The organism is Roseivirga sp. AWQ4_251 (assembly GCF_056158225.1).
Genome location: NZ_JBSWSW010000002.1, coordinates 2,016,717 through 2,034,384, shown reverse-complemented (window position 1 = coordinate 2,034,384; position 17,668 = coordinate 2,016,717). Strand labels below are relative to the sequence as shown.

Below are 17,668 nucleotides of genomic sequence, written 5' to 3'. Positions count from 1 at the left end.
TTAAATCAAATTAAGCATAATAGATCAATAAATCACCAAATAACTCTCCATATTAGATGGTTAAAAAGTATTATTTAGCTAAGTTGTGTATATATAAACGTTACCGCCAATACTACGGCAGTACTAATTCAAAGTGCGATCTGTCATCAAATGATTGGTCAATTAAAATAATTCCATCCATATCCCAATTTCCACCCCATCTAACCTTGTGTGTTATTTTTCCAGAAGCAAAAAGCATTTCTGAAACTCCGTGAATAATTCCAGCCAAATAGCTTAAATGCTCATTATCCCATTTAGCACCATTATCAAAATAGGGGTAAATATCAGCAGCTAATGAAGGCGTGTAATTATGCTTTCCTTTTTTATTCACACCGTCTATTTTGCTTTTTCCTTCTTTGAAGTATTGTTTCTGTTTTTCAATACTTCTATATCCCTCAGCTATTCCAAAATCGACATTTGTTATTTTAATTGACTCATTCATTATTAACTGAATATCTGCGTGACAAGTGATTAATCTTTCTTTACTTGTTTTTCCGAATTTAAACATGATTTAATTGTTTTAATACCGTACAGGCGGTAACAGCAGCTATAAAAAATAGCTGAGTTTGTGCCAGTTGGTAGGTTAATATTTCAATTTTACTATATTTCATTTTGATAGTTTTGTGCTTCGATTTCCGCTACTTTTCATATCTTCGGCACGTTGGGCAACATACAAAAAGCCCACCGCACAAACAGCACATTTGGTTTTTGCCGATACGCAAAGCCAACGCAAAAAAAACCAAAAGAGCTGTTTTTTGCCAACGCTCTGACAGAAATTGAATGAATAAATGACATTAGAACAATATATTGACAACTTAGACAAAAGGTACAAACTCGGAAACGCAACCGAACATACTTTTCGTGGCGACTTACAGCAACTTTTGGAAAGTTTGGTGCCGACTATCAGAGCGACCAACGAACCGAAAAGACAAAGTTGCGGAGCACCTGACTACATTTTGACTAAAAAAGATATTCCTGTTGGATTTATAGAAGCTAAAGACATTGGCGACAAAGACCTTGACGGCACAAAGAAAACAGGAAACAAGGAGCAGTTTGACCGCTACAAGGCTTCTCTCAACAATTTGATTTTCACGGACTACATCAACTTTCATCTGTATCGAGAAGGTGAATTTGTTACCAAAATTGCCATTGCAGAAATTACCGACAAAGGCATAAAACCATTACCTGAGAACTTTGCAAACTTTGAAAATCTAATCAAAGATTTTTGCGTTCATGTGGGGCAAACAATTAAAAGCTCCAAAAAATTGGCTGAAATGATGGCGGGAAAAGCTCGTTTATTGGCTGATATTATTGAAAAATCATTAACCAGTGATGAAGAAAACCAAGAAAACAGTACACTGAAAGACCAAATGTTGGCTTTTAAAGAAATTTTGATACACGATATTACACCACAAGGTTTTGCAGATGTTTACGCTCAAACCATTGCTTACGGAATGTTTGCCGCTCGTTTGCACGACCCTACTTTGGAAACTTTTAACAGACAAGAAGCAGCGGAATTAATTCCTAAATCCAATCCATTTTTACGAAAACTCTTTGGCTACATTGCAGGACCGGACATTGACGACCGCATAAAATGGGTAGTAGAAAATCTATCGGAAATCTTTTTGGCGTGTAACGTAGAAGAAATTTTGAAGAACTACGGGAAATCCACTAAAATGGAAGACCCGATTATTCATTTTTATGAAACTTTTCTAAGTGAATACGACCCGAAATTGCGTAAAGCTCGTGGTGTATGGTACACACCTGCACCAGTTGTAAATTTTATTGTTAGAGCTGTTGACGACATTCTAAAAACAGAATTTGATTTACCGCAAGGTTTGGCTGATACGAGCAAAACCGAAATTAAAGTAGATTATCAAGGCAAAAAGATAAAGCAAGAAGTACACAAAGTACAAATTCTTGACCCAGCCACAGGAACAGGAACTTTTTTGGCAGAAGTGGTAAAACACATACATAAAAAATTTAAGGGACAAGAAGGCATTTGGAGCAATTATGTAGAAACCCATTTATTGCCACGCTTGAATGGTTTTGAGTTGTTAATGGCGAGTTATGCAATGGCACATTTAAAATTGGATTTGCTTTTGACCGAAACAGGATTTAAACCAACAACCAACCAACGATTTAAAGTTTACTTGACTAATAGTTTAGAAGAACACCACCAAGACACAGGAACTTTGTTTGCCAATTGGTTGAGCACAGAAGCCAATGAAGCCAACCATATTAAAAGAGATACGCCAGTAATGTGTGTAATAGGTAATCCGCCTTATAGCGGAGAAAGTGCCAATAAAGGCGAATGGATTATGAGCCTAATGGATGATTACAAAAAAGAACCAGGCGGAAAAGAGAAATTAAGGGAACAAACGTCCAAATGGATAAATGATGACTATGTAAAATTTTTGCGTTATGGTCAGCATTTTATTGAAAAAAATGGAAGTGGTGTTTTGGCTTTTATCAACCCACACGGATTTTTAGACAACCCTACTTTTCGTGGAATGCGTTGGCATTTATTAAAAACGTATGACAAAATTTATACGATTGATTTACACGGAAACGCAAAGAAAAAAGAAACTGCCCCAGATGGTTCTTTAGATGTCAACGTCTTTGACATAATGCAAGGTGTAGCAATTACTATTTTTGTAAAAACGGGCAAAAAGAAAACCAATGAATTAGGGAAAGTAATGCACTATGACCTTTTTGGAAAACGTGATTTTAAATACGATTTTCTAAATCAAAACTCACTTCAATCCATTGATTTCACAGAACTACCGAACACAGAACCAATGTTTTATATGGTTCAAAGAGATTTAGAAAAAGAAGGAGATTATAATAAGGGGTTTTCTCTGAATGAACTATTTAAGATTAACGGAAATGGTATTACAACAGCTCATGATTCATTTGTAATTAAAGATACCAAACAGGAATTACTACAGTGGTTTAATGATTTTAGAAATTCAGAAAGAGACGAAGATTACTTACATAAGAGGTTTGATGTAAAAAAGAAAAAAGGTTGGAATATTCTTGAAGGATACGATAATATTAAGAATGTTGACGATTTGATAGTTTATGCTAAAAAATTAACATATCGACCATTTGATGATAAATATATATTTTACGAGGATAAATTAGTTTGGAGAACGGTTAGAAAAGTAATGAATAATTACAAAGATTCTAATCTTGGATTGTTATGTCCAAAAGCATTTAAAGATGCTTCATTCTCACATATTTTTATTACAAATAAAATATCGGAAGCAATATTTTTATCTTCACAGACAGGTTCAAACGCAATGAATTTGCCTTTATATATCTACCCAGAAACCAATGGACAACAAACGATTGAACAATCAAATGAAAGATCACCAAATCTTAAAGCTGAAATCGTCAATCAAATAGCAGAGAGTTTAGGTTTAACTTTCACCAACGAAAAAGAAAACACCCAAAATACATTTGCACCAATTGACATTTTAGATTACATATATGCGGTGTTGCATTCGCCAACATACAGAGAGAAATACAAAGAATTTTTAAAAATAGATTTTCCGAGAGTGCCTTATCCTAAAGACAAAGACACTTTTTGGCAATTGGTAAAATTAGGCGGAGAAATACGCCAAATCCATTTATTGGAAAGTCCAAAAGTGGAAGAATACATCACGCAATATCCAATAGATGGTGATAATTTAGTAGATAAACCTAAATACAAAGACGGTAAAGTTTTCATCAACGATACACAGTATTTTGACAATGTTCCACAAACCGCTTGGGAGTTTTACATTGGTGGTTATCAACCAGCCCAAAAATGGCTGAAAGACAGAAAAGACCGCAAATTAGAGTTTGACGATATTTTGCACTATCAAAAAATCATTGTAGCACTTTCAGAAACGGACAGACTGATGAAAGAGATTGATAAAATTGAGATTAATTAATATGGAGAAATTATCGTTTTCAACTTTGCAATTAATTTGGGAATCCGACACCAATGCTATTCGCTATAATGAAGCCGAAAAAGAAGCATTCGTAAAAATTCCTGAAGAATTTGAATATAGTGAAAGCGGTACTTTTTATAAGGTTTATACAGAATTAACTGACAACTATTTTTGGTTGGTTGCGGAATATGGTAAACCTGAGCCACATAGAGATAATTGGGTTGATGTTACCACATTTAAGGAAGAGAAAAATAAAAGGAAAACTACCCAAGTAGAATTAACAAATCAGTCCTTTCTATTTTATAGCTTTTCATCAAAACTTCTTTATCTCTCAAACTCACGACACATAAAATTAATGAGCAAGATACTTTCAGACAAATCTGAAAATAAATTTTTAGTAAAGAGATTGTTAGTCAATTTTGATGAGTTTATCGAAATTATAAAGAGCGTGAATAAGATAAGATTCACAGGGTTTAATAATTTATTCAATGCAGATAGCAAAGAATTTAAAGCTATTGAGGACTTAACAGGAACATCTGCACCTGAAAGCTTTACCTTGGAAGCATCTTATAATAAAGGAAAAATCGCAGGATTTTTAAGACGTTTAAATCAATCCAGATTAGAACAGCAAATTGACAAACTTGTAATTGCAGGTGTTGATGAAAGTGGCTTAGAAACTATTTACAATGTTGACACTTTCACCAGTCAAATAAATATACTCTGCTCAAAAAATTCAGAAGGAGTTTATGAACACGATATGATTAAGTCAACGATAATGGATAAAGTGGAAAAAGATGAAAAGTAAAGACAAGAAAATATTGATTTTACTTTTGCTAGTATCGGTTCCTATTGGATATTTAATTATGCCTAAAAATTATAGCCAATTCTCTGAACTAATTACGTTTCTGTCTATTTTGATTGGGTTTCAAATAACCGCCTTATCCATTTTGTTCAATTCACGTATTTTAAAGGTTTTATATGACAATAAGAATAAAGTCTACAGAACTGAGTTGCACCGATTAAAATCCTATTTTTCATATTCAATATATTTCGAAATTATATCCATAGTGGCACTTTTAATACTTCGTGACAGCTATCAATTTTCTCTTAACGAATGGACATTGAGTGTTTACAAAAGCTACTTGGTACTTCCAATAATAACAGGTTCAGTGTATTGCTTCTTGAAAATATCAAATGACTTTTTTAGAATTTTTGTATTACCAAGAAATGAATAATACCCTGACATACAGCCACACACATTGCCAAGCCGCTCAAGCCAACCGCACGAGCCAAAGCTTGTCAATAAGTGTGTCTGAGCCAACGCACGGACAGAAAAAAGAAAGTACGATTGCCCAACAATGGCTATACGTAATGCGGGAGAAAGTGCTGATATGAAAGTAATTACATTAAACAAACTAACTGCTAAACGGAAAGTGAAGTGCCTTAAAATCCCGCACTACGCATAGCCGGGTCGTTGTGCCCCATTTAAAAAAGCCAACACGCAAGCAAAGAGTGCTATCGCACACATTGCTTTCTTCCACCCACACGACCTGAATGCTAATTATAGTATGTGGTATAAAATGAAGACTAAAGATAGCTTTGTGCATACTAAAATTAGCAGTGATTTCAGATTCAGAAATACTAAAAAGATTTGGTGAACGTGTCAGACAGTTAAGAAAACAAAAAGACATTTCACAAGAAGAGCTCGCTCATAGAGCGGATCTGCACAGAACGTATATAGGTATGATAGAGCGGGCTGAAAAAAACATTACACTTCTGAATATCGAAAAAATTGCTAATGCTTTAGAAGTAAGCATAAAAGATTTATTCGATGACAATTGAACAAATAGAAGAATTACAAAAAGGTCTTCAAGCAAGTTTTGACTTGCTAGTAGCTAAAATCAATAAAGTTCAAATAGGCGAAAAGGAGCAATTTCCTTATGGATGGAGAAATGCCGCTAAAGGTCGAACAGTATGGAGAATTTTGGAAGAATTAATTACCCAAAATCTTGAGAAAAATTTTGCTGAATTAGGACTTAGTGAAATAATTCCATCGGATTCTGAAGTTTCCGTTCATGATTTTGAATGTAAGCTCAAAGATGTAGACAAATCCATTTATGTCAACATCAAATCAGCCGTATTAGACGGTCAAAAAAATAAAGATGACATTTCAAAAGGTGACGGACTGGAAGCCTTTTTTGCACAAGATGTGAACAGAAATTTCTTCATTGGTACTTTCTTCATCAAATTCAATGATGATATGACTATAGAAATAGATCATGCCACTGTCTTTCCTGTGGCTTGGTTAAAGGATATTTATGTCAATCCAAGTAACAATGGGAATTTGCAATCTGCATATTATAAAGATATTGCTGATGCAGAAAAAAGATCAAACGAAGATTTTCATAAGCTTTTTCTACAGGCGTTGGAGTTTGCAAGAAGCAAACGGAACGCTAAAACAGGTGATATAATTCAAGAGCCAGAAGGGAAATACTACAAAAAGCTAAAAGGAAGGTGGCAAGAAGTTACCGAACAAGGTGACTTATTCAAAGACCAATAACCTAAACTTGTTGAGATAAATTTTCTGAGAAATTTTTTGCTTTCGATGCGACTAGTTCATCAAGTTTTGCTGCCTTGAAGACAATAGTGTCAATTCTGTCTATCGCATCTCTTACTGCTAATTGATCTTGAATCACATCTTTTGAAATACTTTCCAGTTCCTTTTTTTCTGAATCTGAGAATGGTATCACTGGAAGCTGAGAAATGTAACCAGAAGTAACCATATTCGAACGTATAAGCACTCCACGAACAAGGTATGTAACCAAAGAACTGTTCAAATACGCAAGCATCCAAAATAAATCATTTTCGGGAAGAATAATATTTGGATTAACACCGTAAGTAGAATTTTCAGGTAAATAACAAGCACTAAATGGCAACCCCATCGAAGAGCAGGTAATTCCTTTCTTTCCAAGAAGACGCTTATTTCTAACCATAAAATCCTTCACGACCTCATCTTCTTTTAAATAATGATCAATAATGTAGGCGTCTGGAGAAGTTTTAAATTTTCGGCTTCCAGGATTCTTGTAAAAAGGTACTGTAAATCCATTTCTCTTTTCTTTCGACAAATACTTATTGTCATTACCAGTTGAGATGCCTGTTACACAGTCAAAAAGCTCCCCTATCCTTGATTCTTCAAAAAGCTCAAGAATCTGATTATCAACATCAATTATAAACTGATTAGAACTCTTTTTTTCACTTAGTAAAATTGACTTTAGCTCAACCGCTTTAAATATTCTATTTTCGAGTATCTCCTCAAGGTGTTGCGCATTTCTTGGTCTATTAGAAATCTTGACTTTAGTTTGAAACTGTTTGCCTTTTTGCAAAATCAAAATTGCCGTCCTAACATCAGCCTTTTGATCTCTAAAAAGGTCTGTGGGGCACAATATCAATTGGTGTATCGAGCAACTTTCCAATATTTTCTGCCTTAATCCAGAATGCATGGTAGCGGTAAGAAATGAATCTGAAATAATAACTCCTATAACTGCGCCCTCTTTGGCTAGATCAATCATTGCAGCTAAAAAAATTGAGTACATGTTGTGAACACCAACTCCATTAAAAACTTGCTTTAATCGTGGCTTGTTAATCTTTATGAAATCAATTTCATGGCAGTTATATGGTGGATTAGCTATCCAATAGTCATGGTCGGTTGTAATACTAGATTCAAAAAACTGATTCGCCTTTCGTTCTATATAATACTCAATGAAATCCTGATTGATAAAATTTGAGAATCTATAGTTCTCATGTTCGACAATATCAAAGCTGTCAATTTGAAGACCCTGTTTGAAAAAGTCGGCAAGCAACTCCTCTTTTCCAACAGCAGGATCAATTACTGACTTTCCGGTAGGATTGAGTTCTAAAAGTTCCTTTGTTAAATATGACGCAATAAACTTTGGAGTTGAGTAATACCCATTTTCCCTTCGATCTAACCCAAGGTCATCTAAAACAGTTTTTGCGAACCTTCCCATTCTATTTGCTAATTATAGTATGCGAAAATAGGCACAAATTTTCAATCTTCCAAGTAACTGCCATACACATTGCCAATTCCCTCACACCCAGCACACAATCCAATAATTGTCAATAAGTATGGCTACCTTAACGGACGAAAAAAAAGAAAAAAACGGGGCACAACAATGGGTATAAAACATAGGGCGGACAGTGGTTTCCGCAAATTTCGGTTTCTTAGCAAGCTTTGTCTAGGTGGACAGTTATGCAGCTCCGAAATGCCCTACGTTTCATACCCGAGACCGTTGTGTTTCATGCTAAAGAAAGACCGTGCGACAATTAAAAGACGGAATGGAATAATAAATGCCAACGCACATTTGGCACATTTGCAAGCTCCAACACACAAGCTGATGCTTCTGCTTGCAAAAGAGCCAAATTTTTCCACCGCACGAGACAAAATGCAGAAATGAAAATTGTATCTTTGCAAGTTAAAGGATTGAATATATGATTATAGATGAAATAATAAACGATTATAAAGTTGGTAGAGAACCACTTGTTGAATATTTAAACTCTCAAAGTATTGATATTCTAAACGATGGTACTATCTCCCAAAAACATTACCAAACGGTTTTATCGTTTATTGAAAATCAGGAAAATAGAATAGAAAAAGCTTTGAATGGGCAAAATCTAGGATATTTTTCTCCGGACCAGAGAGTAAAGATTTATAAAGATGATGCCATTTCCTTTCTAAAAAAACTTCCTTCTAATAGTATTGATATTATTGCAACTGACCCTGCATACTCTGGAATGAATAATAAATTGCAATTAGGAAAAGGGCGTATTGTTGGGAAATATTCGGATAAAGGAACAGAAGATGGAAAATGGTTTGGAGAGTTTGAGGACACAGAAGAAAACTATTCGTTGTTTTTAACTGAATGCCAAAGAGTACTAAAAAAATCAACTGGTCATATTTATATAATGTTTGATTCTTATTCGCTACTAACTTTAGGTAATATAGTCAGAAACTATTTTGAAGTTAAAAACCTCATAACATGGGATAAAGTAAATATTGGAATGGGGCATTATTTTAGGAGAAGACATGAATATATAATATTTGCAACAAACGGAAATACAAGAAAAATAAGAAATAGGAAATTTCCAGACGTGTGGCGTTTTAAAAGAATTCATAATTCAAAATACCCTACACAAAAACCTGTTGAAGTGTTTCAGGCAATGATTCATGCCAGTTCAGAAAAAGATTTTACTGTATGCGACCCTTTTACAGGAAGTGCTTCAAGTGCAATTGCTGCTATAAAGAACAACTGTAAATTTGTTGGTTGTGATATTTCAGAAAAATCAATTGAAATTTCACAAGAAAGAATTTCAAAGTTTTTAGCGAAAGGAAAAGATATTTTACAACCCAAATCTTCGAGTGTTGAAGAGAATATTTTCTGGGAATAATTATGGCAAACTTAACAAAAACTAAAGCCTTATTTGGTTTTACTTCACCGAGAACAATTGAAAAGATAATCCCAGAAATTAAAATTTTATGCGAGAATTTTTCTGGCACAAAATGGTCTGGTAATGAAAAGGTGCAATTGGATTTTTTCCAGACATTATTTGATTCTGAGTACTATGAAGGAGAAACATTTCCTTCAGACCCTGCTTTAGCGGCAAGGGATAGAATAACAAGAGCTCCCAAAGCATTTGGGTTTGTTGACTTAGAACCAGAAATAAAATTAACAGAAGCAGGGGGACTACTTTTATCTGAAAAGAGGCTTGATGAGACTTTTACACGTCAATTATTGAAATTTCAATTACCTTCTCCCTATCACACCCAATCAAAAACAGTTGATTTTAATGTGAGACCTTATTTGGAATTGATACGCTTAATTTCAGTAGTTGGAAGTCTATCGAAAACTGAAATAGCTCTATTCTTCTCACAATTGACCAATGTCAATAAATTTGACTTTGTTGTAAACAAAATAACTGCTTTTAGAGAAAATGCTAAATTTTTTGAAGGGAGTAGAAAAACCTATGTATATACTTGTTTTGAGAATGAGGTAAATGAAATCTTTGAAGATGAAATTGTAAACAAGAAGTTTAAAACAAGGGAAAGTTCTGATGCTTCATTTAAGAAATTTGTGAAAACCAAATCGGCAAACATGAGGGATTATGCCGATGCATTTGTTCGTTATGTAAGAGCAACTGAACTTGTTACATTCCAGAAGAGAACTTTCCGTTTAATAATTTCCCCTCAGAAAATTGAAGAGGTTGACTTCTTACTTCAAAATACTCCAAGAGATGCATATGTCTTTAAATCTAAAAATGAATTTAAAACATATCTTTTCGACCCTTTTTCATTACCTCTATTATCTGACAATAGAGAGCTACTTATAAATAAAATAGAAAAACTAGGAGTAACGGAATTTGATAAAGAACTTGATATCGAAAGCTTGAAAGATTTACTTGATGAGTTAAAACTATCGATTAAATCAAAAAATATTGAAGAAAAGAAAAAAGAATTAAAAGATTATAAAGAGCTACCTAATATCCTTGAGGTTTTTGAGCAAATTAAGAAAAAGGAAGTACCTGACGCACCATTGTTTTTAGAGTGGAATGTATGGAGAGCTTTAGTAATGCTTAATTATGCGAAGAGAGTTGACGGCAACTTTGTAATGGACATCGATGGTATGCCACTAAATTATGCGCCAGGGAATCAACCTGATATAGAGTCGGAATTTGAGGACTTTGGAATTATTACAGAGGTTACAATGTCAAGTGGAAATACGCAGTATAATATGGAAGGAGAGTTTGTTCCTAGACATTTTGGAAAATCTAAAGAGGCATTAGGTAAAGAAATGTACTGCTTGTTTATAGCCCCAAAAATTAGTGAAGGAACACTTGCTCACTATTTCAACTTAAATAGAATGAATACCCGTCTATACGGAGGAAAGACTAAGATAATACCACTATCAATTGAACAATTCATCGATTTTATTAAAGTTGGTGTTGAGAATAAGTTTAATAATCCCAATATACTGATGGACTGGCTTGAAAACCAATGGAATGTAAATCAAAATTGTGATGATGAACAAACCTGGTATAAGCAAATTGAGAGTTCAATATTAAAATGGGCTTCATGATTCCACCCCTTCACATCCATACACATTGCCAAGTCGCTCAAAATAGCCGACACACTACCAAAACTTGTCAAAGAGTATGGCTGTCCCAACACACGGAAAGACTGCGGAGAATAAAGCACGAAAACACAACATCGTGTATAGTGCATTTGGCGTATAGTGCTAATATTAAGGGTGTTACATTTAATAAGCGTTGTAGCGGTTTGACAGATTCGTGCTTCGAATCGCCAAACGACACCATACACGTAACCGTTGTAAGGCATTAAAAACAAACCGATGAACAGAACATTTAACCTTCAGAAAAATTTAATAATATTCGGAATACCATTATCATTAATTGGAATAATGGTTTTCATTGCCAAATCATCAGTTTTTGCAACAAATCCAAATATCTTGTCGACTGGAATTACGTTTGACTTATTGCTGACTGTTCCTATTGTCTATTTTTTGTTAATCAGAAAAACAAACATTCCCAAAACAACAGTCGTTCCTTTTTTGATTCTCGGAATGGTAATATGTTCAATAATACTTCCGAACGAAAATCAATACTATCTTGACATTTTTAAGACTTGGATATTTCCTGTTGTAGAAATTTCAATAGTATCTTTTGTAATTTATAAGGTAAGTAAGGCTGTAAAACGATTTAAGTTACATAAAAACGAATCGTTTGACTTCTTCACAACATTAAAAAGCACTTGCTATGAGATACTTCCGAAAAGTGTGGTCATTCCTGTTGTAACCGAAATTGCAGTATTTTATTATGGATTCATCAATTGGAAAAAAAGAAAACTGAATAAAAACGAGTTTTCTTATCACAAAGATAGCGGAACAGTAACTTTGCTCGTTGCCATAATATTTATTGTTGCAATTGAAACAGTTACATTACATATTTTGCTCTCAAAATGGAGCAACATTGCAGCTTGGATTTTGACCTTTTTGAGCATTTATTCAGGAATTCAATTATTTGGTTTTTTAAAATCAATGTATAAAAGACCAATATCAATTCAAAACAACAAACTGTTCCTTCGGTATGGAATTATGAACGAAACGACTATTAATTTAGCAAACATTGACAGCATTGAAATTTCATCAAAAGATATAAAACTGAACAAAGAAACTCGGAAACTATCATTTTTGGGAGAATTGGAAAGCCATAATGTTGTTATCAGATTAAAGAAAGAAAATACGTTGATTGGACTATATGGAATTAAACGAAAATATAAGAATTTAGCATTACACGTTGACAAGAAAATTGAATTTAAAGACCGAGTAAATAACGCCTTACAACAATGGCTATAAACAATTGCTTTTACAGGCTTATCCTGAAAATTCCTTCGGAATTTTCAGCTTGTCGTGTACTTGCAAAAGTCCGTGCTAACCCACGCAACTGTTCATAGCCGAGACCGTTGGCAAACATTTAGTCGTATTGAATAAAAGCTATATATTTTCAATAAAAGTGTAACAAATCAGATTGATTGACTACCAATTATTTAATTAACCTTTAAAAAGATAAAAACTATGAAATTTGTTAAAATAATTTTAATGATTATGGGAGTTGCAGGATTAGTTGCTTCACTATTAAACATCTTCTATTTTGAAAATCCTTCAAAAATTAATCATTACGGATTTATTGGTTCTGCAATTTTAATTTGGATTTCAATATATCTTGATAAATATATTAAGCGAGTTGCATAAAAATAAAATTGAGTAAAAACAGGGAAATAAATAATAAATTATGAGCAAAATGTTTAAGTCTAAAAAGTCTATCTTATGGTATGTCATTGGATTAATAGTTGGGGCAGCTATTTTTTTTATGTTTAAAGAGGGAGTAAATGATGCAAGAAACAAAGAGGATGTGAAAACAGAGATAATCAAATCAGAATAAATTACATATGACAAAGGCAAGTTGCCAACACGAAAAAATTTTAACGATTTTTCCGTAACGATAACATAACCCATTAAACATTCTGATAGAAATAAGCCTAAATGAATTTGACAAAAAAGCAAATAGTTCTTGCGTCACCTTTTTTGATAATTGCAATTAACTTTGGAATTGCTTTTCTTTTTGGAAATATTATTGGGAAATGGGCTTTTATACCAATAATCTTAATTGAATGGTGTCTTTTTCTCTTTTTCATTTTAAGATATACTAAAAAGGAAACAAGAAAAAAATGGTTGCAAAAATCAAAGGGTTCTTTCGGTTGGAACATTTTAGCTTTATTCATAGGAATACTTCCACTTCCATTATTTTTAATGCACTACGAAACTTTAGGAATTTGGCAAGTTTGGTTGCCTTGGATTTTATTAGCTTTAATTAATCCTTGGCTTGAAGAATATTATTGGCGTGGACTACTTTTGGACTATACAAAAGACTGGTCGAATTGGATTGCCATAATTTTTACAAGTTTAGTTTTTGCTCTTAATCACGCTGTTTTTGGTGTAAACTCAGAATTGAATAGTGGAATAACAGTAATCATTTCAACACTCATTATGGGAATAATTTGGGGATTGGTTTATAAGAAAACAAATAGCTTGAGATGGATTATATTAGCTCACTTTTTGGTTGACTTTTTTAATTTATCAGCAGCTTCATTTTTGGATTTATATGAAAAAGGCAACTGGTAATGGTATAAAAAACGATTTGCCAACAACGTATATAAAAAATAGTGGTTTAAGTACTAGATATAAAGTTGGTTATGTAAATTTATCGTCAGTTATAAACCGAAAAGTTAGTACGTAAAAACCCACTACTTTTCATACACAAAACCGTTGTGCCCCATTTAAAAAAGCCAACGCGCAAATAGGCACATTTGGTTTTGCCCGAAACACAAGCTAACGCTTCGCAAAACCAAAAGAGCCTATTTTTTTTGCCCACGCTCGAACGAAGACATAAAAACTTGTTTAGATTTGAAATAACCGTCCAAACAAACTAGACAAGATGAATTCTTTTGGAGGATACCTTAGAAACAAACGAGAGGAACTTGGACTACCTCTAAGGAAAGTTGCTGCTGAACTTGATATTGACACCTCGATTCTCAGCAAAATAGAACGCAATGAACGGACAGCAACAAAAGAAATGTTGCCAACTTTCTCAGAGACTTTAAATGTTGATTTAAAGGAACTCGAGATCAAATTCATTGTAGAGCAAATTGAAAATCAATTTGGCGACTTGAAAAACTTAAAACAAGGATTAGAAGCAGCGATACAGGGCTTATGAGTACACATTTTTTCACAAATAGAGATGACAACAGCCTTCTCAAGAAATTTGAAGGTGTACTTGAGAATGTTCCTAACCTTCATTCATTTGATGCCTTGGTGGGCTACTTCCGCTCTTCTGGGTACTTTAAGCTCAGACCTTATTTGGAAAACATTGAGAACATTCGAATATTGGTAGGGATTAATGTTGACCAACTCGCTGAAAAGTACCACGCAATCGGACAGCAATACATTAAAGACCCAAAAGAAACTAACGATGCGTTTCTAGCCAAACTCAAGGAAGACATTGAAGGCGCTGATTACAATAAGGAAACTGAAGAGGGTGTATTCAAATTCATTGAAGACATAGTTACAGGGAAAATTAAAATCAAAGCACACCCTGAAAAGAACCTACACGCAAAAATTTACATTTTCAAACCAGAAAATTTTAATGAGAACTCCACTGGGACAGTAATAACTGGCTCTTCCAATTTCACTAACAACGGACTTGGATCTTCAGAGAAGTCCAACTACGAATTCAATGTAGAACTCAGGAACTTCGATGATATCAAGTTTGCCTCGGATGAATTTGAAAGGCTGTGGAATGAATCGGTAGACATTCTGCCAGTTGATGTTCAAGGACTTAAAAAAGTCACATATCTAAATGACGAATACACTCCTTTCGAGCTTTACATTAAGCTTCTAATCGAGTATTTCGGTAAGCGGATTGATTACGATCCTGCCAACGTTGATTTGCTACTTCCTGACAATTATTTACGATTGACATACCAAGCGGAAGCAGCGATAGAGGGCTTTGAAAAATTGATGCGCTACAATGGAGTATTCCTTGCAGACGTTGTAGGCCTTGGTAAAACGATCATTGCCTCAATTATTGCTAAGAAATTTGTATTTGAAAACGGCTATCATACCAAGATATTAATTGTCTATCCTCCTGCCCTTGCTGACAATTGGCATAAAACAATAAAGGACTTCCACATTTGGAATAATTGCTCGTTCATTTCAACAGGTAGTCTTCATAAGGTAATCGACAATGAAATACTTGATTATCCAAATGCTGACGAATATGACTTAATAATCATTGACGAAGCACATAAATTCAGAAATGACACTTCTCAAATGTATGAGAAGCTTCAAACTATCACCAAGACTGATAGAAGAGTTCCTGGCTCCAACGGAGATTTGAAAAAGAAAGTGATGTTGCTTACAGCAACGCCATTAAACAACCACCCTGCTGATATCGAAAATCAGGTTTATCTATTTCAAGATAAAAGGAATTCAAGCCTTCCAACTGTCAAAGACTTACAGCACTTCTTTACACCCTTAAAAGACGAATACGACAAACTCAAAAAAGCAAAAGTCTTAGATACAAATAAGGTCAAAGCCATATTCGATCAAATTAGAGATAAGGTTGTCGAACCTCTTGTAATTAGGAGGACTCGAACTGACATTCAAAACAACCCCCAATACCTAAAAGATATTGAGGAACAAGGAATAACATTCCCAACCATAAATCCGCCCAATGAAGTCAAGTATGAATTTGATGAGCAGTTGTCAATCTTATTTGATAAAACGGTTACACTTCTAACAGGCCTTGATGAAAAAGGAAAAGAAGTTGGTGGACTTGGCTATTACCGTTACCGAGCGATTGAGTATCTATTGAATGAAGAAGACAGAAAGCGTTATGGTGATGTAGAATCAATTTCGGGAAGACTTGCTGCTATCATGAAGACTTTGCTTGTAAAGAGACTTGAAAGCAGTTTCCATGCATTTAAAAAATCACTTGGAAGGTTTCTTAAGAATACCGATCATATGCTTAGAATGTTTGAGGATGACAAAGTTTACGTTGCGCCAGACATTGATGTAAACAAGTATTTGGATGAGGGAAATGAAGAAGGGCTAGAAGCTAAAATCAATGAGAGAGGCGGTAATAATCAGGTTTATTCAGCTTCTGAATTCAAAGAAGAGTTTATCCCATTATTGAAGCAAGACCGAGAACTCGTTAAAGAACTCGTTGATGAATGGAATAAAATTGATTATGACCCTAAGCTTGAAAAATTTCTAGCTGATTTAAAATCTGACTTCTTAAACAAGAAAAAGAATCATTCAGGTAAGCTCGTGATTTTCTCTGAATCCAAGGAGACAATTGATTATATAGAAAAGGCTACCCATGAAGAAGGGTTCAAAAAGACCATTTCTATCAGCGCTGTGAATCGGAAGGAAAAAGAGAAAACCATACGCTTGAATTTTGATGCGAATCAAGAGAAGGACGCCTGGCTGAATGACTTGGATTTCATATTCACCACTGAAGTTCTTGCAGAAGGTATTAACCTGCACCGATCTAACGTAATTGTGAATTATGACGTGCCTTGGAACTCAACTCGATTGATGCAACGTATTGGGCGCGTGAACAGGATTGGAACGGAAGCCGAAGAAATCAATGTGTTCAACTTCTACCCTTCTGACAAGTCAGACAATCAAATCCAATTAACCAATACAGCCATTAAAAAGCTTCAAGCCTTTCACAGTGCATTTGGCGAAGACTTCTCAGATTTATTCGCAATTGGAAGAAGTTGGCGAGGCTGGTCTTTACGGTTCCAAACTCAAAGAAGAAGTCAATGAAACCTTGATCTTCCTTCAAGAACTTCGAGACTTTAAAAAGAACAACTCCAAACACTTTGATTTCATTTCAAAAATCCCTCAAAAAGCAAGGCTTGCGAGAAGTATTGAGAATGTCAATTCCGAGTACTTCGTAAAGAACAGTTCTATTACATACGTCAAAAGCGAAGGACACCCAGGCGTATTTTATCGAACGGATGAAAATGAAATCGTTCACGAACTCAGCTTTGTGGATGCTGCCAAGATTTTCAAAACTTCACCAAAGGAAGAAGCAATAAAGCCGCTTCCAGATTTTCACCATGATCAAGTGAACAAAGCGACCACGCATTTTAAAAACGTGGTTAAAACCACTGAGAATAAAAAAGTCACCAAGGCCCAGCTTTCAGCCATTGAAAAGCGAGTTTTAAATGTATTGCCGACTTATGCCGCTCAAGTCAATGACAAGTTTTACAAGCAGATTTTGAAGAGAACCATTGATGAAATCTACAAAGGCTCACACCGCAAGCTTCCAACTAACATTGACAAAGCTTTCAAGAAATACAAAAAGGAAGGAATCAACGACCTCGAAGTGTTTGTAGATCGCTTGTACAATGATGTACTGAAAGAATACAAATTCTCAGACAACGAACAGCCTAATGGACTTAGGGCAGCCGATGTAAAAATGTTCGCCAAGCCACAAATAGTTATTTCCGAATCATTCGCCTAAATCTC

Annotated in this window: 14 protein-coding genes; 12 read left to right on the top strand and 2 right to left on the bottom strand. The window is 34.4% G+C overall.

Annotation, left to right across the window (positions count from 1 at the left end):
• Window positions 1–112: 112 nt before the first annotated feature.
• A complete protein-coding gene (locus tag ACXACJ_RS22830) occupies window positions 113–547 on the bottom strand; it encodes a M15 family metallopeptidase domain-containing protein (RefSeq protein WP_475136755.1) in 435 nt (144 codons plus the stop codon).
• A 448-nt stretch (window positions 548–995) separates the two neighbouring features.
• On the opposite strand from ACXACJ_RS22830, the gene ACXACJ_RS22825 reads away from it, so the two are divergent.
• The 4 genes from ACXACJ_RS22825 to ACXACJ_RS22810 all read left to right on the top strand — a co-directional run bounded on the left by ACXACJ_RS22825 (window position 996) and on the right by ACXACJ_RS22810 (window position 6,540).
• Window positions 996–3,980, top strand: a complete 2,985-nt coding sequence (locus tag ACXACJ_RS22825) for a type ISP restriction/modification enzyme (RefSeq protein WP_475136754.1) — start codon at window positions 996–998, stop codon at window positions 3,978–3,980.
• Window position 3,981: 1 nt separating this feature from the next.
• Window positions 3,982–4,785 carry a hypothetical protein gene (locus tag ACXACJ_RS22820; protein WP_475136753.1) on the top strand — a complete coding sequence of 268 codons (804 nt, stop codon included), beginning with the start codon at window positions 3,982–3,984 and terminating at the stop codon, window positions 4,783–4,785.
• 815 nt (window positions 4,786–5,600) lie between these two features.
• Window positions 5,601–5,822, top strand: a complete 222-nt coding sequence (locus ACXACJ_RS22815) for a helix-turn-helix domain-containing protein (RefSeq protein WP_475136752.1) — start codon at window positions 5,601–5,603, stop codon at window positions 5,820–5,822.
• The gene (locus ACXACJ_RS22810; RefSeq protein WP_475136751.1) at window positions 5,812–6,540 is read left to right on the top strand and encodes a hypothetical protein; all 729 of its coding nucleotides are present in this window, start codon (window positions 5,812–5,814) and stop codon (window positions 6,538–6,540) included. Before ACXACJ_RS22815 ends, ACXACJ_RS22810 begins: the two co-directional genes overlap by 11 nt.
• 1 nt (window position 6,541) lies before the next feature.
• Here the strand turns inward: ACXACJ_RS22810 and ACXACJ_RS22805 are convergent, their stop codons facing one another.
• Window positions 6,542–8,005 (bottom strand): N-6 DNA methylase, encoded by a 1,464-nt coding sequence (locus tag ACXACJ_RS22805; protein ID WP_475136750.1) that lies wholly within the window; start codon window positions 8,003–8,005, stop codon window positions 6,542–6,544.
• A gap of 481 nt (window positions 8,006–8,486) precedes the next feature.
• On the opposite strand from ACXACJ_RS22805, the gene ACXACJ_RS22800 reads away from it, so the two are divergent.
• The 8 genes from ACXACJ_RS22800 to ACXACJ_RS22765 all read left to right on the top strand — a co-directional run bounded on the left by ACXACJ_RS22800 (window position 8,487) and on the right by ACXACJ_RS22765 (window position 17,663).
• Complete coding sequence (locus ACXACJ_RS22800) at window positions 8,487–9,443, top strand: DNA-methyltransferase (RefSeq protein WP_475136749.1); 957 nt, start codon at window positions 8,487–8,489, stop codon at window positions 9,441–9,443.
• 2 nt (window positions 9,444–9,445) lie between these two features.
• Entirely contained in the window at window positions 9,446–11,128 is a 1,683-nt protein-coding gene (locus ACXACJ_RS22795) for an AlwI family type II restriction endonuclease (RefSeq protein WP_475136748.1), read from the top strand.
• 273 nt (window positions 11,129–11,401) lie between these two features.
• Window positions 11,402–12,424, top strand: coding sequence for a hypothetical protein (locus ACXACJ_RS22790; protein ID WP_475136747.1), 1,023 nt, complete (start codon window positions 11,402–11,404; stop codon window positions 12,422–12,424).
• A gap of 219 nt (window positions 12,425–12,643) precedes the next feature.
• Window positions 12,644–12,820 (top strand): hypothetical protein, encoded by a 177-nt coding sequence (locus ACXACJ_RS22785; protein WP_475136746.1) that lies wholly within the window; start codon window positions 12,644–12,646, stop codon window positions 12,818–12,820.
• 291 nt (window positions 12,821–13,111) lie between these two features.
• Window positions 13,112–13,750: a CPBP family intramembrane glutamic endopeptidase gene (locus tag ACXACJ_RS22780; protein WP_475136745.1), complete on the top strand. Its 639-nt coding sequence runs from the start codon at window positions 13,112–13,114 to the stop codon at window positions 13,748–13,750.
• A gap of 313 nt (window positions 13,751–14,063) precedes the next feature.
• A complete protein-coding gene (locus tag ACXACJ_RS22775; protein WP_475136744.1) occupies window positions 14,064–14,342 on the top strand; it encodes a helix-turn-helix domain-containing protein in 279 nt (92 codons plus the stop codon).
• A complete protein-coding gene (locus ACXACJ_RS22770) occupies window positions 14,339–16,960 on the top strand; it encodes a helicase-related protein (RefSeq protein WP_475136743.1) in 2,622 nt (873 codons plus the stop codon). Before ACXACJ_RS22775 ends, ACXACJ_RS22770 begins: the two co-directional genes overlap by 4 nt.
• The gene (locus tag ACXACJ_RS22765) at window positions 16,872–17,663 is read left to right on the top strand and encodes a hypothetical protein (RefSeq protein WP_475136742.1); all 792 of its coding nucleotides are present in this window, start codon (window positions 16,872–16,874) and stop codon (window positions 17,661–17,663) included. Before ACXACJ_RS22770 ends, ACXACJ_RS22765 begins: the two co-directional genes overlap by 89 nt.
• Window positions 17,664–17,668 lie beyond the last annotated feature (5 nt).